Here is a 26470-nt window from a genome sequence, read left to right as displayed (position 1 = left end):
TGAATGTATCTTTTAGGTGCGACAACAGGATGCACCCATGAAACTGACCAGCTATACCAACTACGCGATGCGATCTCTCCAGCTCGCCGCGCTGAAATCGCCAGACCTTGTGCGGGTCGATGATGTGGCGAAGATTCACAATCTGTCCCGCCCTCACATTATGAAGATCGTCCATGAACTCGGACGTGCAGGATATCTTGAAACGGTACGTGGGCGTGGCGGCGGGTTTCGGCTGGCGCGTGACGCCAAGGATATTATCGTGGGTGATGTGGTGCGCATTACCGAAGGACCGTTGGACGTCGTCGAATGCTTTAACCCCGAAAAAAACACCTGCCCCCTGATGGGCATCTGCATCCTGTCGCGCAAAATGCAAGAAGCCACCGCCGCCTTCATGGCCGTGTTGGATGACCTGACAATCGCGGATATTTCTGCGAACAAGGGGCAACTGCTCGACCGGATTGCACCGCTTGAACTTCCACGTGAAAAGGCCGCGCCATGACTGAAACAACCGACCTTTGGGTGGACCGCTTTCCCGGATTGTCGCGGCTCAAGGCCCCGATCAAAGACCTGTTAGTGTCACGCAGCACAATCATCGAAGTCCCGAAAAACACGATGATGTTCGGACCGGGAAAATCGCCTGAAAACATGCTGTTCCTGTTGGACGGTACGGTGCGGGTGCAACAAGTCTCGGAAACGGGCCACGAAATCGTGCTCTATCGGATCAACGCGGGGCAAAGTTGCGTGCTGACCACCGCCTGCCTTTTGGCCTACGACGATTACTCAGCGGAAGGGATCACAGAAACCATGGTGCAAGCCGCCGCCGTGCCGCGTATCGTATTCGATGACCTGGTGTCTCAATCCAAAGATTTCCGTGACTTCGTTTTTGCAGCGTTTTCCAAACGGATCACCGATCTGTTCTTGATGATCGACGAAGTCGCGTTTCAACGGCTTGATGTGCGGCTCGCGGACAAACTGATCGCCTTGTCGGAAGGGAAAGATGACATCGCCACGACGCATCAGAAACTGTCCGTCGAACTGGGCACCGCCCGCGAAGTCGTGTCACGCCAGTTGCAGGAATTCCAACGGCGTGGTTGGATCGAACAGGCCCGCGGCAAGGTCAGTTTGCGCAACAGGGTCGAACTCGAAAAGCTCGCAAATCATAATACGTAAAGGTTTTTGTGGCTTGGTGACAATATCACCAAAGATATCCGGCAAAAGGACTACATAAGATATAGCTTTTACAGGCAACGACAGAATCACCGCTGTCCGCGCCCAACCAAAACGAGGTATACTCATGAACTATCCTGTTGATATGTCCGTCAAACCCGATGTTTCGGCCCACTTTGACGAAGCCACAAACACGATCACCTACATCGTGAAAGATCCCAACAGCGACCACTGCGCGATCATCGATAGCGTCATGGATATCGACTATGCTGCCGGCCGGATCACCTATGAAGCCGCCGACAAACTGATCGCGGAAATCAAGGAACGCGGCCTGATTGTTGACTGGATTATTGAAACCCACGTTCACGCCGACCACCTCAGTGCGGCCCCCTACATCCAAGACAAACTGGGCGGCAAAATCGGTGTTGGCGAAAAGATTTTGGTCATTCAGGAAACGTTTGGCAAAATCTTCAACGAAGGCACCGAATTCGAACGCGACGGATCGCAGTTTGATGCGCTGTTTAAAGACGGCGACGGCTACATGATCGGCACAATGCCCGCATTTGCGATGTACACACCGGGTCACACTCCGGCCTGCATGGTGCATGTGGCTGGCGACGCGGCCTTCGCAGGCGACACATTGTTCATGCCCGACGGCGGATCAGCGCGGGCCGATTTCCCGGGCGGTGACGCAGGCGAATTGTACGACAGCATCCAAAAAGTACTGGCGCTGCCAGACGACATGCGCCTGTACATGTGCCACGACTATGGCCCGAATGGCCGTGCGATCGAATGGGAAACCACCGTCGGCGAACAAAAACGTGACAACATCCATGTTGGCGGCGGCAAGTCCCGTGAAGATTTCATCAAGTTCCGGACCGAACGCGATGCACAGCTCGCCGTACCAAAACTGATCATCCCGTCACTGCAAGTGAACATGCGCGCAGGTGAAGTGCCGACAGACAAAGACGGCAATCCAATGCTCAAAGTTCCCGTAAACGGCATCTAAGTCAGGTTAGAACAATGGAAATGAAGACACTTACCGCTGGCCTTTCGGTCAGCGCCCAAATCCTTGCGGCCGATATGCAGGCCATCAAAGACGCCGGCTTTCGCGGCATCATCTGTAACCGCCCCGATGGCGAAGGGGCGGATCAACCGACCTTTGACGAAATCGCAAAAGCCGCGAAAAAGCACGGCATCGAAGCTGTTTATCAGCCGATCACCCCTGGCAAAGTGTCCGATGACGACGCCGACGCCTTTGACACCGCGCTGACCGAATTGCCCGGTCCGGTGCTGGCCTATTGCCGGACAGGTACACGGTCCACCACGCTTTGGTCGCTCGGCCAAGCCGAAAAACGCACCCTTGCCGATATTCTCGCCGCGACCAAAGCGGCGGGTTACGACATGGGCGGCGTGGTTCGCCGGATCGTGAACGGTGGCAAAACGCCAACGGACACAGGCGACGCGCAATACGACATCGTCATCGTCGGGGCAGGTGCAGGCGGGATTGCCGCCGCCGCCAGCCTGAAATCACGCCGCGAAAACCTTGAGATCGCGATCATCGATCCGGCTGACATCCACTATTACCAACCCGGTTGGACGATGGTCGGCGGCGGTATTTTCGACGCCCAAGACACAGCCCGCACCATGGGATCACTGATCCCAAAAGGCGTGCATTGGATCAAATCCGCAGTCGCCGCGTTCGAACCTGCCAATAACGCCGTCATCCTCGATGGCTGTCGTGTGGTGAAATATGATCGCTTGATCGTGTGTCCGGGCATTAAGCTCGACTGGCATAAGATCGACGGCCTTGTCGACACACTCGGCCAGAACGGCGTCACCTCCAACTACCGCTACGATCTTGCCCCCTATACGTGGGAACTGGTCGAGAACATGAAATCGGGCCGCGCGATTTTTACGCAGCCCCCGATGCCGATCAAATGTGCGGGCGCGCCGCAAAAGGCGATGTATCTGTCCGGAGACGCATGGCACCGGCGCGGCGTTCTCAACAACATCGACATCCAGTTCAACAACGCAGGCGGCGTGTTGTTCGGGGTCAAGGATTACGTCCCCGCCCTAATGGACTACGTCAAGAAATACGACGCGACGCTCAACTTCTTCCATACACTTGTGGCGGTCGACGGGCCTGCGAAAAAAGCGTGGTTCGACGTGGCAAAACCAGACACACCGGTTGAACGGGTCGAAATGGATTTCGACATGATGCACGTCTGCCCGCCGCAAACGGCACCTGATTTCATCCGCGTGTCACCACTGGCCGATGCGGCAGGTTGGGTCGATGTGGACCAAAGCACCCTGCGCCACAAAACCTTCGACAACATCTGGTCGCTAGGCGATGTGATGAATGCACCCAACGCCAAAACCGCCGCCGCCGCGCGGATCCAGGCGCCGATCGTCGCCGAAAACATCATGGCCGACATCAACGGCGGATCACCTGTCGCGCAATACAACGGCTACGGATCTTGCCCGCTGACCGTGGAACGCGGCAAAATCGTGCTGGCCGAATTTGGGTATGGCGGGACAATGCTGCCGAGCTTTCCCAAAGCGTTGCTCGACGGCACAAAACCCACACGGGCGGCATGGTTCCTGAAGGAAAAGATGCTGCCCCCTGTTTACTGGAAAGGCATGCTGAAAGGGCGTGAATGGATGGCCAAGCCTGAAAAGATCACCGTTTCGTAATGCCTTCGGTCGTCCCTGTTGCGAACAGGCAGGGGCGGCCACTTAATCACCCGAGGTCACCATGACACTGTCCAACTATCTGCCAATTCTCACATGGGGGCGGGCCTATAACCGGTCCGCTTTTTCCAATGACCTCGTCGCGGCGTTGATCGTCACGATCATGCTGATCCCGCAATCACTGGCCTACGCATTGCTTGCGGGTCTGCCGCCGGAAGCAGGCCTTTACGCCTCTATCGCGCCCATCATTCTATACGCCATCTTCGGCACCAGCCGCGCGCTCGCTGTGGGGCCCGTCGCCGTTGTGTCGCTGATGACAGCCGCTGCTTTGTCCAACATCGTCGAACAAGGCACGATGGGATATGCGGTCGCGGCCCTATCACTGGCCGCACTTTCAGGTGTGATTTTGCTCGCAATGGGCCTGTTTAGGCTCGGATTCGTGGCTAATTTTCTGTCACACCCCGTCATCGCAGGTTTCATAACCGCATCCGGTATCATCATCGCAGCCAGCCAGCTGAAACATATCCTTGGCATCGATGCCCACGGACATAGTCTGTTGGAACTCGTCATTTCGATCATCCAGCACCTGCCAGAAACGAACTGGATCACCGCGATCATTGGTGTTGTCGCGACAGCATTCCTGTTTTGGGTGCGGAAGGGCCTAAAACCACTGTTACAGAGCCTTGGTTTCGGCGCTGGCCTAACTGGCGTTCTCGTCAAAACTGGCCCCGTTTTTGTGGTCGTCGCAACGACGCTCGCCGTTTGGCTGTTCAATTTGAACGACGCCGGCGTCAAAATCGTCGGTGACGTCCCACAAAGCCTGCCACCCCTCACGCTCCCGTCGTTCTCCCCTGCCCTGCTCAGCCAACTGCTGCTGCCTGCCTTCTTGATCTCGATCATCGGCTTCGTTGAATCGATATCCGTAGCGCAAACCTTGGCGGCCAAGAAGCGTCAGCGCATCGACCCTGACCAAGAACTGATCGGGCTTGGGGCAGCCAACATTGGCGCGTCGCTGACTGGCGGTTTCCCTGTTACGGGCGGATTTTCACGGTCCGTTGTGAACTTTGACGCGGGCGCAGAAACCCCTGCCGCTGGTGCATTCACCGCCGTGGGCCTCGCCATTGCCGCCCTCGCGTTGACCCCGCTGATCTATTTCCTGCCAAAGGCCACGCTCGCCGCGACCATCATCGTCGCAGTGCTCAGCCTTGTGGATTTCTCGATCCTGAAACGCAGCTGGGGCTATTCCAAAGCCGACTTTGCAGCGGTGCTCGCCACGATCCTCGCGACTCTTGCATTGGGGGTTGAGGTTGGCGTGTCCGCAGGCGTCGGGCTGTCGATCCTGCTACATCTCTACAAATCGTCCAAACCGCATATCGCCGAAGTCGGGCAGGTTCCCGGCACCGAACACTACCGCAACATCCTGCGCCATGACGTAAAAACAGACCCTAACGTTGTGACTTTGCGGGTGGACGAAAGCCTGTACTTCGCAAACGCCCGCTATTTGGAAGACAAAATCCAGACCCGTGTCGCAGGTGATAAAGCAATCCGGCACGTCATTTTGCAGTGCTCCGCGATCAACGAAATCGACCTCAGCGCACTTGAATCGCTCGAAGCAATCAACGAACGCCTGCGCGAGATGGACGTCAAATTGCACCTGTCAGAGGTCAAAGGCCCCGTGATGGACCGCCTGCAAGAACAGCACTTCTTGTCCGACCTCACAGGCAATGTGTATCTGTCGCAGTTCGAAGCGGCACGATCCGTCGCCGCCAGCTAAACAGAATCGCCCTCTGCCCTATCGCAAGATTCGCGCAGGGGGCCGATGCTTTTCGGCAATTTCACTATTCGAACATTTTCCTGAGATTTGCTGCTGCGCGACATTTTACCAAGGATTTCAGCAAGTTACCCACAGCCAGATGCGCCGCATGCGCAAAGCAAAGAAAATCTTGCCATTGTCATGGCTTTTCGGGCTATATAGAGACAAATACCAAGAATAAGCGGCCAAAGGCCGACCATCAGGCGGACACCTATATGCATAGGCACCAATCATTTCTCTTGCAACCGCGCGTAGCGCGGCCCGCACCCGTGTTGCTGATCTCCATCCACAGCGGAGCCATCAACATGCGCTAAAAACGTCAAAGCCGAGCGGCGGCAACCACTCGGCTTTGGTCAATAACAAACCCCACGGGCTTATCATCTGTTCTACCCTGACATTAGCGCCGTGGCATAAAATTCGCAAGCAATAGCTTTGCGGAAACGAGGAAATTATGTCCGAGCATCCCACTTTCGACCGCGCAAAAGGCTTTGTCGCCCTGCCCGTCGAAGTCCTAGAACTTGATCTCACCCCCGGTGCGTTCCGCCTTTTGGTCGAACTGTGTCGCATGGCCAACGCGGACGGCTTTTGCTGGCCATCGCTTGACCAACTCAGTGACCGGTTGGGGCGATCGAAGTCCGCCATTTCCGGTTACATCAAAGACCTACGCGCGGCTGATTTGGTCACGACGACAGAGCAGAAAACAGCGAACGGTTACAACTATCGCCTCAAATATCAGGTGACGTTTTGGAAGGATTGGCGCGCATCGCTAACCGGCAAAGTCGTTCAGAAAAATGAACGCGGTGTTCAGCAGGATGAACGCCTTAGAGAATCTAAAAAACAGAGTCATTTAAATCAACTTACGCCTGCGGCGGTTTGTGTTTTGGATAAGCTGCTCGATGATTGGGCTGCTTGTTTTCGCGGTGCCCCCTACCCTACCATTGCGCGGTTTCCCTCAGCAGATACCCTGTCCAACAGTGAATATGCTGTGAATGCTGCGGCCAGTGACTTGGCTATATCCGCGGATATAATTTCTGCGCTTCGGGCCACTTGGCGCAAACTTCGGGTCGCGACAGATGAACATGCATTGACCGATCAGGCCAAATATCTTGTCAAAGCCGGATATTCTCAAGCCAACCTTGATCAACTATTAACGCATATCGAAAAGACGTGGGAAGTCCATTGGCGGCGGCCACCGAGCGATGAACAATTCGCTAAACTGATGAAAGCAGCGAAGGTCGTGACTGATCAACAAAAAAGAATCCTGCTCAAATCGCACCTGAAGCGTTGGGAATTGGCACAAAAGACCTTGCAGAAATCGCTGCGCTCAGATTGTTTAGGCGCAACAAAACCATCCGCATCTTTTGCGGCTGGATAACAATATATCCGTGGATATAATTTGATGGCTTACGGGCAATTCGAACAATTCATTCGCAACATGAGCCGCGTTATGGGCGCGGTGAACACAAAGTTGCAGCGCGACCTAACTTTGCGTACGCGCGTCGCCCGTCGGTTTTCGATGGTCGAAGTCGCGGGGCTTTTGTCCGTCGACACGACTTACCTGACGCGCATATCAAACGAAGAATCAGCGTTTCCCGAGGGCGAAAAGCGGGGGCGCGAGCGGACATTTTCCCCGTCCGAGATCATGTTGATCCGCGCGATCATAGGGTCGAACCCTGCCGCCAAACGCCCCTACATGCATTGGCGGACGAAGGATCAGCCGGTGAAGGTTGTGACGTTTGGTGCGCAAAAAGGCGGGACCGGTAAATCGCTTAGCGCTGCGCATTTCGCCCAGTACGTGAACCTGCATTATGGTTTGCGGGTGGGCGTGATTGACGCCGATCCGCAGGCTACGGTTAGTCTGTATTTCGCCGACGAAAAGTTGCCGCTGTTTGAACCGGATACACCAACGCTTGCCGACTTTATGGGCGTAGATGAACCTGGTGCAGATAAATTAACAAACCGTGATGCGACCGCGCTGGATGCGATTTGGCAAGGCACGCCTTGGCCCGGTATCAAATTGATTCCCGGTGGCGCGAATATTCAGAACGGCGATATCAGCCTGTTCTTCATGTCGCAAAGCACCCAAGTGCCCGTGTACCGCGTCCTGAAAGATGCGATCAAAACGTGGGATGAGGGCAACGGGCCGAAGACGGCGCTGGATGATCTCCGTGGTGATAATGGCAAATTTGATATTGCAAAATATGAAGAAGCGTTGGGTGAAACGGTCGATGTGATCGTCATTGACCAGCAGCCGTCGTTGACGTTGATGCAGTTGAACGGATTGGTCGCAGCGGACAACGTTATTATCCCGCAGACGATGAAGGGCTTCGATCTAGCTACGCTTGCGACCTATGTGTCGAACATCGGTGAATACCTTGAATTCATCATGGGGTTCGAAGCGGATATTGAGATCGGGAAGGGCGAACATGCGGTTCTTCCGACCATCGTGCAGGAACAAAACAGTCAAGATACGGACCAGATTTTGGACCTGTATCGCAAGGCCCCACGCGAGGTCATGCAGGTCTGGTACACCCGATCTGATGCGATTGCGAACGCGGCTGAGGAATACAAAAGCATCTACGAATACCTGCCGCCCAAGACCCGTCGTGCGTCGGCAAAAGCGTTCATGGCAAATGCCAACGCGGTGAATGACGCACTGGTGCAAAAGGTCTGGCCGGATCTACCAACCAAAGGCTTTGCCAAAACATTCATAGAGGAGCGCTGGAGCTGATGGCCCGCAAACGCAAACTCGACGCGACGATCCCAGAAGAGACACTAACCCCGCCTGTAGAGCCTGAAAAAGACCGCAAGGGCAGTATGGGGGGCATGTGGGCCGGATCGGCGATGAACATGCTGAAGCAGCGGATCGAAGACGCCCATGGATCGCTTTATGCAGGTGTCATGGCGGGCACGGTTTCGCTTGAATTAGACCCTGCGCAGATCGTGGATCAGGTCGGCAGTGACCGGTTATCTCCGTGGCAAGAAGACGAAGATTTCGCGGCGCTGAAAGCCAACATCAAACGCCGTGGTCAGACGCAGCCAATTCGTGTTCGTCCTGTGGACGAAGATTGGACACCGGACCAAGCGAGCCCGCTGAAAACCAGCGATCAGTTTATGATCCAATCGGGCCGTCGCAGGCTGGAGGCATGTCGCGCTTTGGGTCTGCCTGTACTTGCGATTATCAGCACGACGCAGGGCGATCAGGGTCTTGCTGACCTTGAAGAACGGTTCCACGAAAACACGATGCGTCGGAACCTGAACGGGTTCGAAGAACTGATTTCTATTGGTTTGCTAGCGCGCAGTTTGGGTGAGCTGACGCAGGCCGAAATCGCAGCACGTCTTGGGGTCGGGCAGGGTGATGTTTCGCTGGGTCTGGCGTGTCTCGAATATCGTCAGCAGATCATGGATCAGGTTGATATCGCGACGGCTCCGAAACGCAGCTATCGTGCAATGATCCCGAAACTAAAACGCGGCGAACGGGTGACCCCACTGCTGCCGAAGGCACTGACGGGCGAATATACCCAGCCCTATGATGTTCGCGGTGTGCGGATGGCCGCCAAACTTGGCCCGCGCGGGTATGATATCAGCATGAAACAAACCCAGATCGCAGAGGCGGATTTAGAGCCTATGTTGGGTGAAATCGCCAAGATTGTTCAGAAGTACCAAGCAAAATCGCGATGATCCTATCGTCTGCCGGAGGGGGATTGGCCTGATCATTTGCGCGGGACAACGGGAAACAGATGTGCCAGACTTTGTGCATCAAGGGGAGGATAATTGATGTTCCACACGAAAACCGCTTTGGGTGCTGCGGCACTAGCATTGTCTGCGACCGGGGCCTTGGCCCAAGACGTCACGCTCAATCTGCACCAGTTTTTGCCTGCGCAAGCTGTTGTTCCGGCAAAGATTCTTGACGTCTGGGCGGACAAAGTCGAAGCCGCGTCTGACGGCCGTATCAAGGTCGAACGCTTTGCGTCAATGGCGCTTGGTGGTGCCCCGCCCGAACTGATGGATCAAGCAATTGATGGTGTTGCGGATATCGTTTGGACCGTGGTTGGCTATACGCCAGGTCGTTTCCCAACGACGGAAGTCTTTGAGCTGCCGTTCATGGTTGAAGACGCCAGTGCAGCGTCTTGCGCTTATTGGACGATGTATGAAGCCCACATGCAGGAAGAATTTGCCGATGTGCATGTTCTTGGCACATGGGTACATGGTCCGGGCATGTTCCACACGGCTGATCCTGTCGAAGTGCCAGCCGATCTGGAAGGCATGAAGATCCGCGGTGGGTCGCGTCTTGTGAACCAGTTGCTGGAACGCGGTGGTGCGACACCCGTCGGGATGCCTGTGCCTGCTGTGCCAGAAGCATTGTCCAAAGGCGTGATCGACGGGACCACGATCCCGTGGGAAGTCACGACCGCCTTGAAGATCCCTGAACTGGTTGAAAACCACACGGAATTTGAAGGTCCGGCGCTGTATAACCTGACCTTCGTTCTGGCGATGAATAATGATTCATACGCCGCGATGCCTGCTGATTTGCAGGCAATCATGGATGCGAATTCCGGTCTGGAATTTTCGGTCTTTGCCGGAACCACACAAGAAGCCGCCGACGCGCCCGCCCGTGCGATTGCGGATGAAGCTGGCAACAACATCATCACGATTGATGCTGAAACTGCCGCATCGGATTGGTCGCCTGTGGTCCAGCCTATTTACACGGATTGGATTGCCGAGATGTCAGAGCAGGGCCGCGATGGTCAGGCCTTGATTGACGAGGCGCGTGCGTTGATGTCCGGGTCGTGCGCTGGCGCGACGGCCGACTACTAAAATCACAAGATCAGGACGCTCCGATTGGGAATATCGGGGCGTCTGTTGAGGCCAGAATGTACGCATTTTTCTACTCTATCTCGCGCGTGATGGCCTATCTTGGCGGTGTCATGCTAACGCTTTTGATCGTGATGACGTGCCTGTCGATTGCAGGCCGCAGCATGAATGGCTTGTTTGGTGCAGGCCCAATCACCGGCGATTTCGAACTTGTCGAAGCGGGCGTCGCTTTCGCCATTTTCGCGTTTCTGCCGCTGTGTCAGATCACAGGCAGCCACGCGACGGTGGATGTCTTCACCCAACGTTTGTCACCCCGCGCGGATCGCGTTTTGCAGATGTGCATTGATCTGTTATTCGCCGCCGTGTTGGTCGTGATCGCGGTGCAATTGTTCGCGGGGATGCAAAGCAAACTGCGGTCGGGGCAGACGTCGTTCCTGATCGAATTTCCGGTGTGGTGGGGATATGCGGCCTGCATGATCGGCGCCGGGATATCCGCCGTGGTCAGTGTCTATATCGCAGGAATGCGCGTGTTTTCGGTGATTGCGGGCGAAGATAAGCTGCCCCAAATGCAAGGCGCTGACACGTGACGGATCTGTTTATTGGCGCCATGTCATTTCCGGTTCTACTGGGTCTTATTTTCCTGCGTGTTCCGATTGGTCTTGCGATGTTTAGCGTGGGGTTTGCGGGGCTTTGGATGGTCAACGGTAGTGGGTTGATCGCCTTTGCCCGTCTGAAATCCGAAACCTACACGACATTTTCCAGCTATTCGCTGTCGATCATTCCGATGTTCCTGTTGATGGGCCATTTCGCGACCTTGGGGGGGATGAGCCAAGCGTTGTTCAAAGCCGCCGAGAGTTGGCTAGGCCACAAGAAGGGCGGCGTTGCCATGGCCGCGATTGGGGCCTGTGCGGGCTTTGGCGCGATCTGTGGATCGTCATTGGCCACGGCTGCCACCATGAGCCGTGTGGCGCTGCCTGAAATGAAGCGTTACGGCTATTCCGGTGGCTTTGCATCTGCGACATTGGCAGCGGGCGGCACATTGGGCATTCTGATCCCGCCTTCTGTGGTGCTGGTGATCTACGCAATCCTGACCGAACAGAACATCGCAAAGCTGTTTCTGGCGGCCTTTGTTCCGGGGATTATTGCGGCGCTGGGGTATGTCTTGGCGATCTCGATTTATGTCCGCCTGAAGCCTGACAGCGCGGGCACGCGACCGCGCATTCCTTACGCGGATCGGTTCCGTGCCGTGTTTGCTGTTTGGCCCGTTTTAGCGGTGTTTAGTCTCGTTGTTGGCGGGATTTACGCGGGCTGGTTTACCCCAACAGAAGGCGCTGCAGTAGGCGCATTTGGCACCGGTGTCATCGCTTGGGTCGGGGGCGGTTTGACGTTCGCGACGCTTGGCGAAAGCTTTCGTGTGACGGCGAAATCGACCGCGATGATCTTTTTCATCGTGTTGGGGGCGGCGTTCTACAACGGGTTCCTCGCATTGACCCAAGTCCCGCAAGAAGTGGCCGCATGGGTGGTCGAACAGGGGCTAAGCCCGTGGGGCGTGCTGATCGTGATTTTGGTGTTCTATCTGCTGCTAGGCTGCTTGATGGATAGCCTGTCGATGATCCTGCTCACGATACCGATTTTCTGGCCGATTATGCAGGGGCTCGATTTTCAGTTTGTGACGATGGTTGAACTGCATTCCGCCAAGTTAGACACTGTTTTGGATGCGCCCCCTGCGTTGATCGCAGAGGCAAAAGCGCTGCTTGCTGCGGGCAATGAACTGCCGCGCGAGATGCTGCGCGAACTGGGTATTCGTGGTGCCAATAACGGTGCGCTGAACCGGATCAATACCGAACAGATTGCGATCTGGTTTGGCATTCTGGTTCTGATCGTGGTCGAGGTCGGTTTGATCACGCCACCCGTGGGGATGAACCTGTTCATCATTGGCGCGATGGACCGCGATACCCCCATGTTAGAGACTTATAAAGCGGTGCTGTTCTTCATTGCATCGGATCTATTTCGGGTCGTTCTGCTGGTCGCTTTTCCCGCGATCACGCTGTTTGCGATCCCGTGGTTTTAAGGGAGGAAGACAATGGATATTTCAGGACAAGTGGCAGTTGTCACTGGCGGTGCAAGCGGTTTGGGCGAAGCCACTGTGCGGCACTTTGCCGATCTTGGCGCGAAGGTTGCGATCTTTGATTTTGATGCAGATCGTGGGGCCGCAGTTGCCGCCGAGATCGGTGGCTTTGCGGTGAAGTGCGACGTTAGCGATGAAGCGATGGTCGCGGATTGCATCAAGGCCGTGACGGATCATTTTGGGCAGGGCCCACGCGTTGCGGTGAACTGCGCCGGGCTAGCACATGCTGCGCGTATTGTGGGCCGTGAAGGCAAGGCATCTGTTGATCTGTTCCGTCGTGTGATCGAGGTAAACTTGATTGGGTCTTACAACGTGATGACCTATGCCGTGCAAGCGATGCTTGAGATGGACCCGCTCGCGGATGGTGAACGCGGTGTGGTGATTAACACGTCTTCTGCCGCCTATGAGGACGGTCAGATCGGTCAGTCGGCCTATGCTGCATCAAAGGGCGCGATTGCGTCCATGTGCCTGCCTGCGGCCCGTGAATTGGCCAAACCGGGCGTGCGTGTCATGGCGATTGCCCCCGGTTTATTCAACACGCCGATGATGGAAAGCCTGCCGGATGAAACGACGGCTGCGATCACGAAGAATATCCCGCATCCGGCGCGCTTGGGTCATCCCGCTGAGTTTGCCCAATTGGCGGGTGATATCGTGCGCAATCCGTACCTGAACGGCACGGTAATCCGACTGGATGGGGCCACACGGCTGCCTGCGCGATGAACTGGGACGATTACACGCAGTGGGGCGAACATATTGCCCAATGGGGTGGTGCGTACCACAAATCGCTGCGTGAGCGTCCTGTGCGCGCCCAGACAAGGGCAGGGGACATCGCCGCGCAGTTGCCTATAGCCCCGCCTGAGGGGCCAGAGCCGATGGACGAGATCATGGATGATTTCGAATCCATCGTGATGCCCGGCATGACCCATTGGCAGCACCCGCGTTTCTTTGCCTATTTCCCTGCGAATGCGAGCCCGCCGTCGATGCTTGCTGAACAACTGGTCAACACGGTCGCCGCCCAGTGTATGTTGTGGCAAACGTCGCCTGCTGCAACCGAGGTCGAAGGCGTGATGATCGACTGGTTGCGCCAAGCGATGCAACTGCCCGATGGCTTCACCGGCGTGATCCAAGACAGCGCGTCGTCTGCGACCCTGTCTGCCGTGCTGACCATGCGCGAACGGGCCACCGGATACACCGGCAACCGTGATGGATTGGCGGGGAAGGGGGCCTTGCGGATCTACTGCTCCGATCAGGTCCATTCGTCGATTGATCGGGCCTGTTGGGTCGCGGGGATCGGGCAGGATAATCTGGTGAAAATCGGCACGCTGGGGCCGCGTTACGGTATTGATCCTGATGCGCTCGATGCCGCGATTAAGGCTGATATTGCCGCCGGCCATACGCCTGCGGGGATCATTGCGATTACGGGTGGGACAGGGATCGGGGCGTGCGATACGTTGGGGCCTGTTTTGGCGGTCGCGAAGGCCCATGATCTGTATACCCATCTGGATGCGGCTTGGGCCGGATCGGCGATGATCTGTCCGGAATTCAGGGCTGATTTCTGGGCAGACGTTGAAGGGTTCGACAGCATCGTTTTCAACCCGCACAAATGGTTGGGCGCGCAGTTTGATTGTTCTGTCCAGTTTTTGCGGGATGCGGCCCCGCAGTTGAATACGCTGAAAATCGAACCGGAATACCTAAAGACCACGGGCGAAGCGGTCACGAATTATTCCGAGTGGACGATTCCGCTGGGACGCAGGTTCAGGGCGCTGAAAATTTGGTTCCTGATCCGGTCATATGGATTGGACGGTCTGCGGACACGGATGCGGAACCATGTGCTGTGGGCAGGTGAATTATGCGCGGCGATCCGTGAACTTGACGGGTTCGAAATCACGACAGAACCGATGTTCAGCCTGTTTTCGTTCCGCTGCCCCGGCGACGATGCGATGCAGCAAACGCTTGTTGATGCGTTGAATGATGATGGGCGGATTTACGTGACCCAAGGCGCGTTTGATGGGCAAAAAATCATCCGGTTTCAGGTCGGCCAGTTCGATACGACCCGCGATGATGTAATGCTGGCGTTGGATGTCATCCAAGAGGTTTGGCAGGCGATCAGCGACGCGAGCTAAAGCGCCGCTGCCGCCGTGATCAATGCGTGATGCAGTGACCCTGCCGATGCGCGGGGGCCGAGGACTCGGATGTGGTCGGGGTCGATGCGTTTGATCACGAAGCAAGAGATTTGATGGATCATGGTGCGCTGTGCGTCGCCGGATTGCATGCGTCGGATAGGCACGGCACACAGGCGTTCGCATAGATCACGCATCTCGGGTCCGGTGACGTCGAATGCGACCCAACCGCCGGATTGATCGGTGATGGATGCGGTTCCGCCAAACCGGTTTTTCAACTGCACGGCAAGGTCTGCGTGTGTTTCGCGGGGGGCGCCTATGATCCATTGATCCGGCCCGACCCAGAAACCCGCTTCGGGATCGTGTAGAACGACCTTTCCGGGGGCGGGGACTGCGCCAAGAAGTGCTGCCAGATGCGCGTGACACGCGGTTTCTTGTCCCAGTCGCGCGGATACAGACGCGAGCGCCAAACCGTCATTTTCGGCGATGGTGACGTGGTCGAATGTGTCGATGCGCGGGGTAGTTCCGCCAAGCGCGGTGGTGGGTATCAGATCATGCACGAAGCCGGTCCCCCTGTGGATCGATGAAATGCGGGCTGACGATCTTGATTGCGATATCAACGTCTGTCACGGGCGACACAAGCCGCATGGTATCGCCGATCCGGTTGTCGCCGTTTTTGAGGAACCCGAGTGCGATATGATGCCCCAGATCGGGCGAATAACAGGCCGATGTGACGTGGCCCTGATCGTGGGCGGCATCTGCGGGATCGCCGGTGTTGACCAGATGCCCACCTGCGGGTGTTTTGTCTGACGAATCAACGGGTACGATGCCAACCAAACGCAAATCGTTGTTCGCATTCAGCCCTGCGCGGCGCGATAGGACCGTGCCGATACTGTCTTTGGTTTGGGACACCATCCGCCCCATGCCAAGGTTAGCTGCCGTTGCGTTCCCGTCGAGTTCATTGCCCGTCACGTGGCCTTTTTCGATGCGCAGTACGTTGAGCGTTTCGACGCCATAGGGCGTTATCCCGAGGGGTGCACCTACGTCCATAATCCTGCGGATCAGCGCGTCGCCGTAGGCGGTTGGCACGGCGATTTCAAACGCCAGCTCACCACTGAACGAAATACGGAAAAGACGCGCGGGCAAACCGCCGCAGACGGTGATGTCGGCGCAGGCCATAAAGGGGAACGCGTCGTTGCTGATGTCTTGGTCCACGATCTGCGCCAACACATCGCGGGATTTGGGTCCGGCGACCGCAAATTGCGCCCAGCTTTCGGTGATCGAGATCAGTTGCACGTCCATGTCAGGACACAGGCATTGGCGCACGAATTCCATGTGCCGATAGACGGATAGCGCGTTGGCGGTGGTGGTGGTGACAACGAAATGATCGTCGGCTATGCGTGCCGCTGTGCCGTCGTCCATGACGATCCCGTCTTCGCGCAACATCAACCCGTAGCGGGTGCGCCCGACAGGGATTTTACCCATGCCATTGCAGTAGATTTTGTTGAGAAAAGCCGCCGCATCAGTGCCCTGTACGTCAATTTTACCTAGCGTGGTGACATCGCAAACGCCGACGCCATTGCGGACGGCTAATGCTTCGCGATCGACGCTGTCGCGCCATGTTTCTTCGCCTTTTTGCGGGAACCATTGGGCGCGCATCCAGTTGCCGACTTCGACAAAAACCGCGCCTTGTTCCTTTGCCCATGCGTGGGACGGCGTCAGACGTGTCGGGTGGAAATGCTTGCCCACGTGACGGCCCGCGAAGGCCCCGATTGCCGTTGGCGTGTAGGGCGGGCGGAACATGGTAGTGCCGACTTCCGGGATGGTTTTTCCGGTCAGTTCGGCCATGATCGCCAGCCCGCCAAGATTGGCGGTTTTGCCCTGATCAGTGGCCATGCCAAGGGTCGTGTAGCGTTTCAGATGTTCGACCGCGCGGAACCCTTCTTGGTGGCTGAGCTTTACGTCTTTGACCGTCACGTCGTTCTGGAAATCGAGCCATGCGCGTTTGCAGCCCTGCACGTACCAGAAGGGTTTGATCTCGATTGGCGCATCTTCGGCCTGCGGCAGATCCGTAGGTTTGAGGTTCGTCGCGGCCGCGCCCGATTGCAGCGCTGCGTGGGTGGAAAATGCGCCGCTGGCGGCACCCGCAACGGTCATACCGGGGGGAAGTGTTGCACCCGGCACAAAGGCTGCGATGTCGGGGTTCCAAATGGGTCGCCCGCCTTGATGGCAGGTCAGATGCACGTTGGGGTTCCAGCCGCCGGACATGCCAAGCGCGCCGCATTCAAGCGTGCGCATGGACCCGTCGGCTAGCCGGACATCCGCGAACGTCAGGCCAAGACGGCCTTTGGTGTCGATGACCTCGCCTTGCAGGACTTCGTAGTTTTCGTTGCGCGATTGATTGGGGCGCACATCGACCACGGCGCTGATTTTGATACCTTTTGCGTGCAGATCAGCGGCGGTGCGGTGGCCATCATCGTTGTTGGTGAAAATCGCGATGCGTTTGTCAGGCGTGACGGCGTAGCGGTTGGCGTAGGTCCGGATCGCAGAGCCGAGCATGATGCCGGGGCGGTCGTTGTTATCAAAGGCGATAGGCCGTTCAATCGCGCCAGCGGCGAGGATGCTGCGCTGCGTGTAGATGCGCCACAGGATTTGGCGGGGCTTGCCCAGATCAGGCGTGTGCATGTGGTCGCTGACACGTTCCAGCGCGCCAAAAGTGCCATGATCAAAGGCCCCGATCACTGTGGTGCGGGTCATGAGCCGGACAGTGGGCAAGGTGGCGAGTTCGGCGATGGTGGTCGCTGCCCAATCCGCGCCTGACTGATCGCCAAGCTGGTAGGTTTCCGCGTTCAGCCGGCCGCCCATGCGGAAATCTTCGTCAGCGAGGATCACGTCTTGGCCCGCGCGCCCAGCGGTCAATGCCGCCGCAAGCCCCGCCGGACCCGCCCCGATGATCAGCAAATCGCAATGCAGGAACCCTTTGTCGTAAGTGTCCGGATCGTTTTTACCCGACAGCGCACCAAGGCCCGCGGCATGGCGGATGATCGGTTCGTACAGCTTTTCCCAAAAGGCTGCGGGCCACATGAAGGTCTTGTAGTAAAACCCGGCAGTCAGGAAATTGGACAGGCGGTCATTGATCGCAAGTGCGTCGAACTTCAGCGACCCGAGCCGGTTTTGGCTGTGGGCCAGCAGACCGTTGTAAAGTTCGGCAGTCGTGGCACGCGTGTTCGGTTCCGCCCGCGCACCACCGCGCAAGGACACCAGAGCATTGGGTTCTTCTGACCCCGCTGCAAGTGGTCCGCGGGGTCTGTGGTATTTGAACGAACGCCCCATGAGCCGAACACCATTGGCCAGCAGGGCAGAGGCGAGCGTGTCGCCTTGATGACCTTCGTAGAATTTGCCGTCGAACATGAATCGATGGGTCTGCGATTTGTCGATCAGGCCGCCGGGTAAACGGTTGATTTGTGTCATCTGTCTTGCCCCCGGCGGCGGGCCACGTCGCGTGCGAGTTGAACCTCTGCGATTTCGTGGGTCAGGGTGTTGCGCGTCACAACCAACCAGCTGCGATCGCCCGCTTCGTGGAACCATAATTCGTCGTGCCAGCCTGCGGGATTGTCGCGCAAGTAGGCGTAATCGTGGAAATCTGCGGCAGCGGTATCGCGGGCTGGGTCAGGCCGGTCGAGCAGGGACGCGCTGCCAAGATAGGTGAATTCCGACGCGTCGCGCGGGCCGAGAAGGGGATGATTGATGATCATGCGGCACCTTTAGGAAGGACGGCTGCGGCGAACGGAACGGATGAAAGGGGAAGGACGCGCATCAATGCAAATTGGGCTGATTGCCCACCCCTTTTTCGTCGATCATATGACCGGTTTCGAACCTGTTCATGCGGTAGGCTGCGGCTGTCGGGTGCGGTGTACCGCGCGTCAAAAGATGCGCAAAACAATAGCCCGAAGCGGGCGTTGCTTTGAAGCCGCCGTAGCACCAGCCGCCGTTGAAATAGAGCCCGTCGATATACGTCTTATCGATGATCGGGGATCCGTCCATCGACATGTCCATGATCCCGCCCCACATCCGCAGCACGCGGGCACGGCCCATCATCGGCAGGATCGCCATGCCGCCTTCGCAGACATCTTCGACCACAGGCAAATTGCCGCGTTGTGCGTAGGAATTGTACCCGTCGATGTCGCCGCCAAAGACCAAACCGCCTTTGTCCGACTGGCTGCAATAGAAATGCCCGCCGCCGAAGGTGATCACTCCCGGGAGGATCGGTTTGAGACCCTCGCTGACGAAGGCCTGCAAGACGTGGCTTTCGATGGGCAGGCGCATGTCCGCCTTTGCCAAAAGCCGCGACGATGATCCGGCCACGGCGCAGCCGATTTTCCCTGCACCAATGTCGCCCCGCGTCGTTTTCACGCCTGTGACCGTGCCGTTTTCGATCTTGAAACCCGTCACTTCGCAGTTCTGGATGATATCCACGCCAAGGCTGTCGGCCCCGCGTGCGTAACCCCATGCCACTGCGTCATGACGGACCGTGCCGCCCCGTTTTTGCAACAACCCGCCTTTAATAGGAAACCGCGCGTCGGTGGTGTTCAGCGACGGGTACATCTGTTTGATCTGGTCGACGTCCAGCATGTCCGCATCGGACCCGTGCATCCGCATCGCATTCCCACGCCGCAGGTAAGCGTCGTTTTGCGCGTCCGAATGGGTGAGGTTGAGCACGCCGCGTTGGCTGATCATGGCGTTGTAGTTGAAATCCTGTTCCAGCCCTTCCCACAGCTTCAGTGAAAATTCGTAGAACGGGATATTGCCGTCGTGCAGGTAATTGGACCGGATAATCGTGGTGTTCCGGCCCACGTTGCCGCCGCCGATCCAACCTTTTTCAAGCACTGCGATCCGCTTTTGACCAAATTCCTTGGCCAGATAATACGCAGTGGCAAGCCCGTGCCCGCCACCACCGATGATGATGATATCGTAATGGGGTTGCGGGTCAGGATCACGCCACGCAGGCGTCCACCCTTTGTGCCCTGTCAGGGCTTCCCACATCACTTTGAAACCAGAATAGCGCATCTTGACGACCTCTTTCGTCAAGCCTGCGCTAAGCTTTTTGCAATGTCACTAGTGATATGAACAGGTGAAGGTCCATTACCGACATTTTCTGGAAATGCCGTTATTTCGTCGGCTTTTTCAGTTTGTCCTTGAGGGTGTCCCGTTCTTTTTCGAGCGCCTCGATTTTGTTTTGTTCGCGGTCAAGTTCCAGCCTTGACTGATCCCAACGCTGTTTCCAGAACTGGACTTCGGTGTCCGTGGATTCACCTGCGGTTTCTGTTTTGAATTTCCACAGGATCCATCCCAACGCCAAGCCTAAGACAAAGGCTGCCGACAAGAAGGTAAGGATATGGATTGAAGGTGTTAACATGGCTCTTCAAGCTTTCTTCTAAAGGCGTGAGGGATCTTATTCCCAGTCAAAAACGATACGCTGGTTTTGGGCCGGATCGGCGTCAGCGATAGGATAGTTGCCCCCAAACCCGACAGAGCGGATGGCGTTTGCTGGCACACCTGCATTCGTCAGGTAGGTTTCGACAGCTTTGGCGCGTCCGTTGCTGAGCAGCAGATTTGTCGCTTCACCGCCTGACCCATCTGTGTGGCCTTCGATTTCAAGCGTCAGACCTTGTTCTGCGCAAGCTAGGGCGATGGCTGCGATGGCGTCCAGTGTCGTACCGGCTGCATCGTCAAGCACAGGGGTGCCGTTTGCGAAGCTGACTGCACCGTCTGCCAAAGCGGCGTCGGTTTGGTCTTGGCACGCTTGCGCGGGGGATGCCGCGCCAAGCCGCTCGATTTCAGTGTCACGTGTGGCCAATGCTGCCTGAAGTGTTGTGATTTCGGCTGCGAAAGCGGCTGCTTTTTCACCAAGGTCGGTTGCATTGGCGGTTGCGGCTTCGGCGGCTTCTGTTTTTTCTGCAACCAGTGCTTCCAATTCAGCGATCTGGGTGTCTGGCACGGCTGCCGCTGTAGTTGCTGATTGTTCCAGCGTTGCGACGGTTTCTGCCAGTTCGGATTTTTCAGTCTCAAGGGCGGCAATTGTGTCGGCGTCGCTTGCGCTGACGGATTCGAGGTTTGCGACCGTTTCCATCAAGGTATCGCGTTCGCTTTCGAGCGCTGCAATGGTTTCGGTTGCGGCGGCTGCATCGGCTTCAAGCGTTGCGATGGTGTCGTTCAGCGTTCCCTGTTCTGCTTGCATATCCGCCATTGCGGCCTGCAACGTTTCCAGTTCCTGCTGACCCGCTGCAATCTGATCGGTGAGTGCTGTCAATTCGGTTGACGCATCGCCCGACGTAGCGCTGAGCGTGTCCATGTTGGATTGCAGCGTCGCCATGTCAGCCGTCAATGCGTCTTTATCTGTTACAAGCGTTGCGTTTTCGTCGGTCAAAGCAGTCAATCTCTGCGTCGCTTCGTCCAGATCAGCCGTCAGTTGGTCGCGTTGGGCGATTGCGTCATCCAGCGCGTCTTGTTGGCCCTGACCAGCCCCTTCGATTTCGGCGATTTGCGCGTTCAACGCGGCGGTTTGTTCTGTCAGCGTTGTCCGCTCCGTGTCGAATTGGGTCTGCAAGGCCGCTAATTCCTGCGCTGCGTTTTCAGCGATAGAAGGGTCTTGCGCTGTCGGTGCGGATTGTACTGCGAAATAGAATACACCCGCGGTGGCTGCGACAGTGGAAAGAATAAGGGGGGTTTTCATTGTATCAAACCTGCAATTCTTGACTTGGATCGCACCCCGCAATGACTGGGATGAAACCGCATAATTTTTATAACGAAGCGCGGACGCTTAAAACAGAGCCTACGGGGAAGGGCGGCCCAAAGATAGGGGCCGCCCGTGACGTAATTATTCGACGATAGAGAATTCGATCCGTCGGTTACGCTGTTTGTTTTCAGGAGTTGTGTTAGCAACCACAGGGATGGTTTCGCCGTAGCCGATTGCGTCAACGCGTTGGCCATCTGCGCCTGCTTCAATCAGGAATGTGCGAACGGACTGTGCGCGGGCTTCGGACAGTACCTGGTTGTTTGCTTCGCTGCCGTCTGAATCTGTGTGGCCGCCAATGCGGATCGCCAGATCAGGACAACGGTCTACGATTTCCACAATGCTGTTCAGGATCGGTTCGGACGTTGTGTCCAAACGTGAACTGCCACGTGCAAAGTAGATGTTGTCGGTCAGGGACATCGTGTCAAAGCGGTTTTCGCAAGACGCCAAAGAGAAGTTACCTTCTTCTTCGATTGCGACGTTAAAGCCTGCTTCGGCGTTCATCGCGTTGGATGCCGTCACAAATTCCTGCGCGCTGTCTGCACGGTTGAACGTGAAGTCGAATGTCACTGTGCCAGACGGGATGATATCCACTTTGGCTGCTTCTTCGAGTTTCGCCAGACCACCTTCGAGGTTGAAGTCTGCAACAGGCAGGGAAATTGGTGTGGCGGATGTGACGGACACGGTGTCGTTGTCCAGTAAGGTCACGGCAATTTCTGCTTCGCGGTCGGATGTGACGCCGTGCAGATCGATGGTGTAGTTCACGTTCATCACTTTGCGACGCACCTCTTCGAGGTCCTCCAGCTGTGCCGGATCAAGCTGCATTGTGACGGTTGCTTCTGGGTATTGGAATGTTTCGAACATCAGGAAACGCATACGTACGTTCCGCAGGTCGACGTTTGTGTCGACGGAATCCATCAGGATGCGGATTGACGCCAGACCGTTTTCATCGATGCTGCCGGTGTATGTGCCGAATGTGCTGGATTCCACGACCGTTTCTTTTTTCACGGACTGGAAACGCAGGGATGCGGTTTCGGTGTTCATGGTCCAACCGGGTGCGAACACGCTTTGGGCCATTGCTGTTTGCGGTCCTAGTGCGACCAGACCTGCAAGTAGGATATTGCGTACGCTCTTAGATAACATCTTTTGTTTATTCGTCATGACTCTCGTCCTCCAAATGATCAAATCTCGGCGCTGCCCCCTGCATCATAAGAACTGCACTTAATATCGCAGGTCAGGACACTTCCTGTGGAGGAGCGGCATGATGGCCGTTGAACAGTTCAATTGTTGTGAAAGTGTGACGCAATTGTGCAGTTTTTGAAGTAATGTTGAAGCATTGGGGGCGTCATACGAAACATTTAGGGGCGGGGGGTTGCCACGCGAGCCTAGTATCTGGTTTTGTTTCGGATGAGGTTACGGAGATTTCATAATGAAAAAGTTAGTAGTGATTGGTGCCATGGTGTTGGCAAGTACTGCCAGCCTCAAGGCACAAACAGCCGAAGAAACAGCTGCGTGGGAAATTGCGCAGACGGCTACGACATCTGAAGAAGTGTTCGCATTTATTGAACAGTTCCCAGATGGGACCTACGCCAAAGACGCGAAGGCCCGCATGATCGATTTGTTGTGGTTGGAATTGGCAACCGCACAGCCAGCAGATGGCGCAGCCGCTGCTGAAGCCCCGACTGAAGGGGTTGAACCCGCGCCTGTTGCGTTCAGTGTTCCGCTTGTTGAAGGGTCGCCCGAAATTATCGGCAAATCCCTTGAAGAACTGATCGCTGCGTCACCGTTGTTTCCGCCCGTGGAAGGGTTGCCGGACGAATACTGGAAAGAACAGGAATGTTCGGATTGCCACGCGTGGGAGCAAGCCAATCTATGTGATCAGGCGAACACCTACCTGAACGATGCGGGTGCCGAAAACTTGGTAAAGCCCCATCCATATGGCGGTGCGTTCAAGCTGACATTGCGCAATTGGGCGATGGATGGCTGCAAATAATCGCAGCGTCTACCATTTTTACAGAACGGCCGGGCAGCAGATCAAGCTGTTCGGCCGTTTTGGTTTTGGGCGCTGACGGAGTGTATCGTTGACTTTTTCGGGTTTGTCGCGACAATGTACACGCGTCGGAGAGACACCGCGCCGTCAGGATTTGGAACGCGCTGTTGCCCATGGATGCCTATCAGATTGCCCAAGACTTTTTAGATCGCCAAGGTGACGCAACAGTTGCGGGCGACGTTGAAGCCACGATGGGCTTTTGCGATTTACCCTGCACGCTGGAAACGATGGATCGTGTGACGGTTGCCAAATCCGAAGCGGACATGCGCGCGATCTGCGAAGGGTTCATCCATCAACTGCGGTCGCAACAGGTGACGCATATGGTCCGGACCTGCCAAGAGGCCGTTTTGAAAAGTGATGATACGCTTTGGGCCACGTATACGACCCGCCTTGTTTGCAACGGCAAACTTTTGAACGAACCGTCTTATGGAGCTTTTGTGATCCTCAAGCTGCGAGACGGTGTTTGGAAGATCAGTACGATGCAGTTCGCCATAACGCGTGACAACTGCGTGAACCTGACCTTGCGAGACTTCGCCGCGAAATACGAAACCGTCTAAGGCGCGTCGCGTCGTCGTGGCGTTGATCCTCGGAATTTCCCCCTGCACATCGGGTCTATAGCCTAATATCTTTTGCCTTAGGTATGTCGGAGGTTGTGTTGCATTTGCGTCAATTTTCGGCAGGGCCAGTTTGGTAGCGTTTTTGGTGTTCCGTCTTTCAGCAAAGTGTCGCATACCTTAAGGTGGTAAAAATACCGTTAATAACGTCCAAAATAATAGGGCGAGGGCTAGTTAGTACGGGGGGCGCGATCATGAAAATGTGGCGCAACACGAAGGCAGTGTGTTTTGCAGTTTGCACGTCGGTTCTTGGAACCGGTGCTTTGGCGACACCTTTCACAACAATGGTGCCTGCAACGGGTGTCGAGCTGCCGGATGAATATCCCGAAGCTGGCGGTGTTGCGATTGTTCTGACTGGTATCAACGGCAACATCTATTATCAGTTCTCCGATCCCGATGGCGCGTTCCGCGGGTTCAATTCGAATGGTCAGCCCACCCAGTTCCGTGGGAACCCGTTTACGATCAACAATCCTATCTCGCTTGATTGTGGCTTCACGACCTGTACCGATTATTTTGGCGGGTCGATTGCCCGCATGGATATCCGTTTTTCTGCTTACGACGGTGACACCCAAGTCGGCGGTTTTGATGAAGACGACATTTCGCTGCGGATCAACAACTTTGATGTTGGCAGCTGGTCCGGCATTACGACCGAACGGACAGACAATACTGGTACGACTAGTTTTGGTTTCGAAGACGGTTTTGGGAATAACGTCTTTAACACCGGTTGGTTTGCTTCGACCAATCAGGCGCTGTTGGATAACATCCTGACGACGAACCAAACCGTCGCGCAGGTTTTCGACGACGATCCAAACGACAACTATTGGGATTTCCGTCGCGGACCGAGTTTGGGCGACGATGATCTGCGGACTGTCGCGCCGGGATACGAATTTGAAAAGACCCTGACTGCCGGACCAGAGCCGTTCTTGGTTGTCGGTGACACGCTGAGCTATTCCTATTTGGTCCGCAACATCGGGTCTGTCCGTATTAGTGACATTACTGTCGTCGACGATAAGATTACGAATGTGTCCTGTCCTGCGGCGCCAGGTAATGTGTTGGAACCTGTGCCGGCTGGTGCAGGTGCTGCGAATTTCCTGACCTGTACTGGCGACTATATTGTGACGCAGGCCGACGTCGATGCAGGCGAAGTCACAAACATTGCCCGCGCGAATGGTACACCTGAATATGGTGAACTGGGCGAAGTGACCGACCAAGTGTCGGTTTTTGGCCCGCCTCGTAATTCTGCTGTGACGCTGGACAAGCAAGGCAGCCCTGATCCATTCGGGGCCGCCGGCACGACAGTGACCTATGACTTTACGATCACCAACACTGGGAACACGACACTGACAAATGTTGTTGTGACCGATCCCAAGCTGCCAAGCCTATCTTGTACGATCCCAAGCCTTGCGCCGCTGTCCGTCGACAATACTGTAAACACGGCGACATGTTCTGCCGACTACACCGTGCTGCAAAGCGACGTTGATAATTTTGTGCTGAACGGCACGACGCTCGACAACACTGCAACCGTCAATGCGACAGGGCCGGAGCAATCGGTGACCGCGACCGCGACTGATACGTTGAACGGCCCAACTGCGGCGCCTGCGCTGACTTTGGATAAATCCGCACTGGTGGCTAATTACGACGCGATTGGCGACACGATTGATTACCGCTTTGTCATTCAGAACACGGGCAACGTCACATGGCCGTCCGCCCCGACCATCACCGATGTGACAACAGGTGGCGCGGTTTGTCCGGCTGGCACCGTCGCACCCGGTGCGTCGATTACATGTACGGCGAGCCTGACAATCCAGCAGGGTGAACTTGACGATGAACAGGTCGTCAACACGGCTACCGCCGAAATTACTGTCGGTGGTGTGACTGCATCTGACACGGATAGCGTCACTGTCCCTGCAATCACCAGCACTGGGCTGACCATCGAAAAGCGTCTGCAGGCCGGATCGCCAAACCCCTATGACACTGTCGGCCAAACGTTGGTCTATGAATATGTCGTGACGAACACCGGAACCGTGACGATCGAGAACCTTGTCGTGACGGATGATAAAGTTGCGGTCACCTGTACCCCCACGACTTTGGCGCCGACCGATCCGCCGCTTGTGTGTACATCTGCTGCTTACACGATCGGCCAGACCGATTTGGACGACGGGTCTGTGATGAACACGGCCAGCGTCGCAGGGGCGACCTTGCAGGGTACAACAGTGACGTCTGCCGAAGTTGACCTGACTGTGCCTGCGACCCAATCGCCCGAAATGCTGTTCACG

General features: G+C 56.2%; 23 protein-coding genes. 16 read left to right on the top strand and 7 right to left on the bottom strand.

The features are described from left to right. Window positions 1-37: 37 nt before the first annotated feature. The 13 genes from AC0L7R_RS19060 to AC0L7R_RS19000 all read left to right on the top strand — a co-directional run bounded on the left by AC0L7R_RS19060 (window position 38) and on the right by AC0L7R_RS19000 (window position 14740). On the top strand, window positions 38-499 hold the full coding sequence (locus AC0L7R_RS19060; protein ID WP_247129793.1) for an RrF2 family transcriptional regulator: 462 nt from the start codon (window positions 38-40) through the stop codon (window positions 497-499). Beyond that, window positions 496-1170: a helix-turn-helix domain-containing protein gene (locus tag AC0L7R_RS19055; protein WP_473660931.1), complete on the top strand. Its 675-nt coding sequence runs from the start codon at window positions 496-498 to the stop codon at window positions 1168-1170. Before AC0L7R_RS19060 ends, AC0L7R_RS19055 begins: the two co-directional genes overlap by 4 nt. Window positions 1171-1294: 124 nt before the next feature. Next, window positions 1295-2176: an MBL fold metallo-hydrolase gene (locus tag AC0L7R_RS19050; protein ID WP_247129791.1), complete on the top strand. Its 882-nt coding sequence runs from the start codon at window positions 1295-1297 to the stop codon at window positions 2174-2176. 14 nt (window positions 2177-2190) lie between these two features. Continuing rightward, window positions 2191-3864 carry a TIGR01244 family sulfur transferase gene (locus AC0L7R_RS19045; RefSeq protein ID WP_473660929.1) on the top strand — a complete coding sequence of 558 codons (1674 nt, stop codon included), beginning with the start codon at window positions 2191-2193 and terminating at the stop codon, window positions 3862-3864. A 61-nt stretch (window positions 3865-3925) separates the two neighbouring features. After that, complete coding sequence (locus AC0L7R_RS19040; protein ID WP_473660928.1) at window positions 3926-5635, top strand: sulfate permease; 1710 nt, start codon at window positions 3926-3928, stop codon at window positions 5633-5635. Window positions 5636-6125: 490 nt separating this feature from the next. After that, entirely contained in the window at window positions 6126-7049 is a 924-nt protein-coding gene (locus tag AC0L7R_RS19035) for a helix-turn-helix domain-containing protein (RefSeq protein ID WP_473660926.1), read from the top strand. Between the two features lie 24 nt (window positions 7050-7073). Then, complete coding sequence (locus AC0L7R_RS19030) at window positions 7074-8405, top strand: AAA family ATPase (protein ID WP_473660924.1); 1332 nt, start codon at window positions 7074-7076, stop codon at window positions 8403-8405. Then, window positions 8405-9355 (top strand): ParB N-terminal domain-containing protein, encoded by a 951-nt coding sequence (locus AC0L7R_RS19025; RefSeq protein ID WP_473660922.1) that lies wholly within the window; start codon window positions 8405-8407, stop codon window positions 9353-9355. Before AC0L7R_RS19030 ends, AC0L7R_RS19025 begins: the two co-directional genes overlap by 1 nt. Window positions 9356-9451: 96 nt before the next feature. Then, window positions 9452-10492: a TRAP transporter substrate-binding protein DctP gene (locus tag AC0L7R_RS19020; RefSeq protein WP_473660920.1), complete on the top strand. Its 1041-nt coding sequence runs from the start codon at window positions 9452-9454 to the stop codon at window positions 10490-10492. Window positions 10493-10548: 56 nt separating this feature from the next. Further along, the gene (locus AC0L7R_RS19015; protein WP_473660918.1) at window positions 10549-11076 is read left to right on the top strand and encodes a TRAP transporter small permease subunit; all 528 of its coding nucleotides are present in this window, start codon (window positions 10549-10551) and stop codon (window positions 11074-11076) included. Continuing rightward, entirely contained in the window at window positions 11073-12560 is a 1488-nt protein-coding gene (locus tag AC0L7R_RS19010) for a TRAP transporter large permease subunit (protein WP_473660916.1), read from the top strand. Before AC0L7R_RS19015 ends, AC0L7R_RS19010 begins: the two co-directional genes overlap by 4 nt. 12 nt (window positions 12561-12572) lie before the next feature. Next, window positions 12573-13337 (top strand): SDR family NAD(P)-dependent oxidoreductase, encoded by a 765-nt coding sequence (locus AC0L7R_RS19005; protein WP_473660914.1) that lies wholly within the window; start codon window positions 12573-12575, stop codon window positions 13335-13337. Continuing rightward, window positions 13334-14740 carry a pyridoxal-dependent decarboxylase gene (locus tag AC0L7R_RS19000; RefSeq protein ID WP_473660912.1) on the top strand — a complete coding sequence of 469 codons (1407 nt, stop codon included), beginning with the start codon at window positions 13334-13336 and terminating at the stop codon, window positions 14738-14740. The genes AC0L7R_RS19005 and AC0L7R_RS19000 overlap by 4 nt, the downstream gene beginning before the upstream one ends. On the opposite strand, the gene AC0L7R_RS18995 is transcribed toward AC0L7R_RS19000, so the two are convergent. The 7 genes from AC0L7R_RS18995 to AC0L7R_RS18965 form a co-directional block, all read right to left on the bottom strand. Then, on the bottom strand, window positions 14737-15297 hold the full coding sequence (locus tag AC0L7R_RS18995) for a sarcosine oxidase subunit gamma (RefSeq protein WP_473660910.1): 561 nt from the start codon (window positions 15295-15297) through the stop codon (window positions 14737-14739). The two genes, AC0L7R_RS19000 and AC0L7R_RS18995, sit on opposite strands and share 4 nt — an antisense overlap. Next, window positions 15290-18208 (bottom strand): sarcosine oxidase subunit alpha family protein, encoded by a 2919-nt coding sequence (locus tag AC0L7R_RS18990; RefSeq protein ID WP_473660908.1) that lies wholly within the window; start codon window positions 18206-18208, stop codon window positions 15290-15292. Before AC0L7R_RS18990 ends, AC0L7R_RS18995 begins: the two co-directional genes overlap by 8 nt. Further along, entirely contained in the window at window positions 18205-18492 is a 288-nt protein-coding gene (locus AC0L7R_RS18985; protein ID WP_247129778.1) for a sarcosine oxidase subunit delta, read from the bottom strand. Before AC0L7R_RS18985 ends, AC0L7R_RS18990 begins: the two co-directional genes overlap by 4 nt. A gap of 61 nt (window positions 18493-18553) precedes the next feature. Further along, window positions 18554-19804, bottom strand: coding sequence for a sarcosine oxidase subunit beta family protein (locus AC0L7R_RS18980; protein WP_473660906.1), 1251 nt, complete (start codon window positions 19802-19804; stop codon window positions 18554-18556). Between the two features lie 100 nt (window positions 19805-19904). Then, window positions 19905-20153: a hypothetical protein gene (locus tag AC0L7R_RS18975; protein ID WP_348107954.1), complete on the bottom strand. Its 249-nt coding sequence runs from the start codon at window positions 20151-20153 to the stop codon at window positions 19905-19907. 36 nt (window positions 20154-20189) lie between these two features. Then, window positions 20190-21470 carry an OmpA family protein gene (locus AC0L7R_RS18970; RefSeq protein ID WP_473660903.1) on the bottom strand — a complete coding sequence of 427 codons (1281 nt, stop codon included), beginning with the start codon at window positions 21468-21470 and terminating at the stop codon, window positions 20190-20192. A gap of 144 nt (window positions 21471-21614) precedes the next feature. Continuing rightward, the gene (locus AC0L7R_RS18965; protein ID WP_348107956.1) at window positions 21615-22691 is read right to left on the bottom strand and encodes an OmpA family protein; all 1077 of its coding nucleotides are present in this window, start codon (window positions 22689-22691) and stop codon (window positions 21615-21617) included. A 268-nt stretch (window positions 22692-22959) separates the two neighbouring features. On the opposite strand from AC0L7R_RS18965, the gene AC0L7R_RS18960 reads away from it, so the two are divergent. The 3 genes from AC0L7R_RS18960 to AC0L7R_RS18950 all read left to right on the top strand — a co-directional run. Further along, on the top strand, window positions 22960-23523 hold the full coding sequence (locus tag AC0L7R_RS18960) for a hypothetical protein (protein ID WP_473660901.1): 564 nt from the start codon (window positions 22960-22962) through the stop codon (window positions 23521-23523). 170 nt (window positions 23524-23693) lie between these two features. Further along, window positions 23694-24137, top strand: a complete 444-nt coding sequence (locus tag AC0L7R_RS18955) for a lysozyme family protein (RefSeq protein ID WP_473660899.1) — start codon at window positions 23694-23696, stop codon at window positions 24135-24137. Between the two features lie 251 nt (window positions 24138-24388). Continuing rightward, a partial coding sequence (locus AC0L7R_RS18950; protein ID WP_473660898.1) for a DUF7507 domain-containing protein occupies window positions 24389-26470 on the top strand: 2082 nt, incomplete at its 3' end.

The organism is Yoonia sp. D2-7 (assembly GCF_055809435.1).
Note: the sequence above shows the minus strand (reverse complement) of the source record. Positions and strands in the feature narration are given on the sequence as shown.

What these genes read in the sequence shown, in the direction of transcription:
- AC0L7R_RS19060 (WP_247129793.1), top strand. Translation starts at nt 38, where the DNA reads ATGAAACTGACCAGCTATACCAACTACGCGATGCGATCTCTCCAGCTC.
- AC0L7R_RS19055 (WP_473660931.1), top strand. Translation starts at nt 496, where the DNA reads ATGACTGAAACAACCGACCTTTGGGTGGACCGCTTTCCCGGATTGTCG.
- AC0L7R_RS19050 (WP_247129791.1), top strand. Translation starts at nt 1,295, where the DNA reads ATGAACTATCCTGTTGATATGTCCGTCAAACCCGATGTTTCGGCCCAC.
- AC0L7R_RS19045 (WP_473660929.1), top strand. Translation starts at nt 2,191, where the DNA reads ATGGAAATGAAGACACTTACCGCTGGCCTTTCGGTCAGCGCCCAAATC.
- AC0L7R_RS19040 (WP_473660928.1), top strand. Translation starts at nt 3,926, where the DNA reads ATGACACTGTCCAACTATCTGCCAATTCTCACATGGGGGCGGGCCTAT.
- AC0L7R_RS19035 (WP_473660926.1), top strand. Translation starts at nt 6,126, where the DNA reads ATGTCCGAGCATCCCACTTTCGACCGCGCAAAAGGCTTTGTCGCCCTG.
- AC0L7R_RS19030 (WP_473660924.1), top strand. Translation starts at nt 7,074, where the DNA reads ATGGCTTACGGGCAATTCGAACAATTCATTCGCAACATGAGCCGCGTT.
- AC0L7R_RS19025 (WP_473660922.1), top strand. Translation starts at nt 8,405, where the DNA reads ATGGCCCGCAAACGCAAACTCGACGCGACGATCCCAGAAGAGACACTA.
- AC0L7R_RS19020 (WP_473660920.1), top strand. Translation starts at nt 9,452, where the DNA reads ATGTTCCACACGAAAACCGCTTTGGGTGCTGCGGCACTAGCATTGTCT.
- AC0L7R_RS19015 (WP_473660918.1), top strand. Translation starts at nt 10,549, where the DNA reads ATGTACGCATTTTTCTACTCTATCTCGCGCGTGATGGCCTATCTTGGC.
- AC0L7R_RS19005 (WP_473660914.1), top strand. Translation starts at nt 12,573, where the DNA reads ATGGATATTTCAGGACAAGTGGCAGTTGTCACTGGCGGTGCAAGCGGT.
- AC0L7R_RS19000 (WP_473660912.1), top strand. Translation starts at nt 13,334, where the DNA reads ATGAACTGGGACGATTACACGCAGTGGGGCGAACATATTGCCCAATGG.
- AC0L7R_RS18990 (WP_473660908.1), bottom strand. Translation starts at nt 18,208, where the DNA reads ATGACACAAATCAACCGTTTACCCGGCGGCCTGATCGACAAATCGCAG.
- AC0L7R_RS18985 (WP_247129778.1), bottom strand. Translation starts at nt 18,492, where the DNA reads ATGATCATCAATCATCCCCTTCTCGGCCCGCGCGACGCGTCGGAATTC.
- AC0L7R_RS18980 (WP_473660906.1), bottom strand. Translation starts at nt 19,804, where the DNA reads ATGCGCTATTCTGGTTTCAAAGTGATGTGGGAAGCCCTGACAGGGCAC.
- AC0L7R_RS18975 (WP_348107954.1), bottom strand. Translation starts at nt 20,153, where the DNA reads ATGTTAACACCTTCAATCCATATCCTTACCTTCTTGTCGGCAGCCTTT.
- AC0L7R_RS18970 (WP_473660903.1), bottom strand. Translation starts at nt 21,470, where the DNA reads ATGAAAACCCCCCTTATTCTTTCCACTGTCGCAGCCACCGCGGGTGTA.
- AC0L7R_RS18965 (WP_348107956.1), bottom strand. Translation starts at nt 22,691, where the DNA reads ATGACGAATAAACAAAAGATGTTATCTAAGAGCGTACGCAATATCCTA.
- AC0L7R_RS18960 (WP_473660901.1), top strand. Translation starts at nt 22,960, where the DNA reads ATGAAAAAGTTAGTAGTGATTGGTGCCATGGTGTTGGCAAGTACTGCC.
- AC0L7R_RS18955 (WP_473660899.1), top strand. Translation starts at nt 23,694, where the DNA reads ATGGATGCCTATCAGATTGCCCAAGACTTTTTAGATCGCCAAGGTGAC.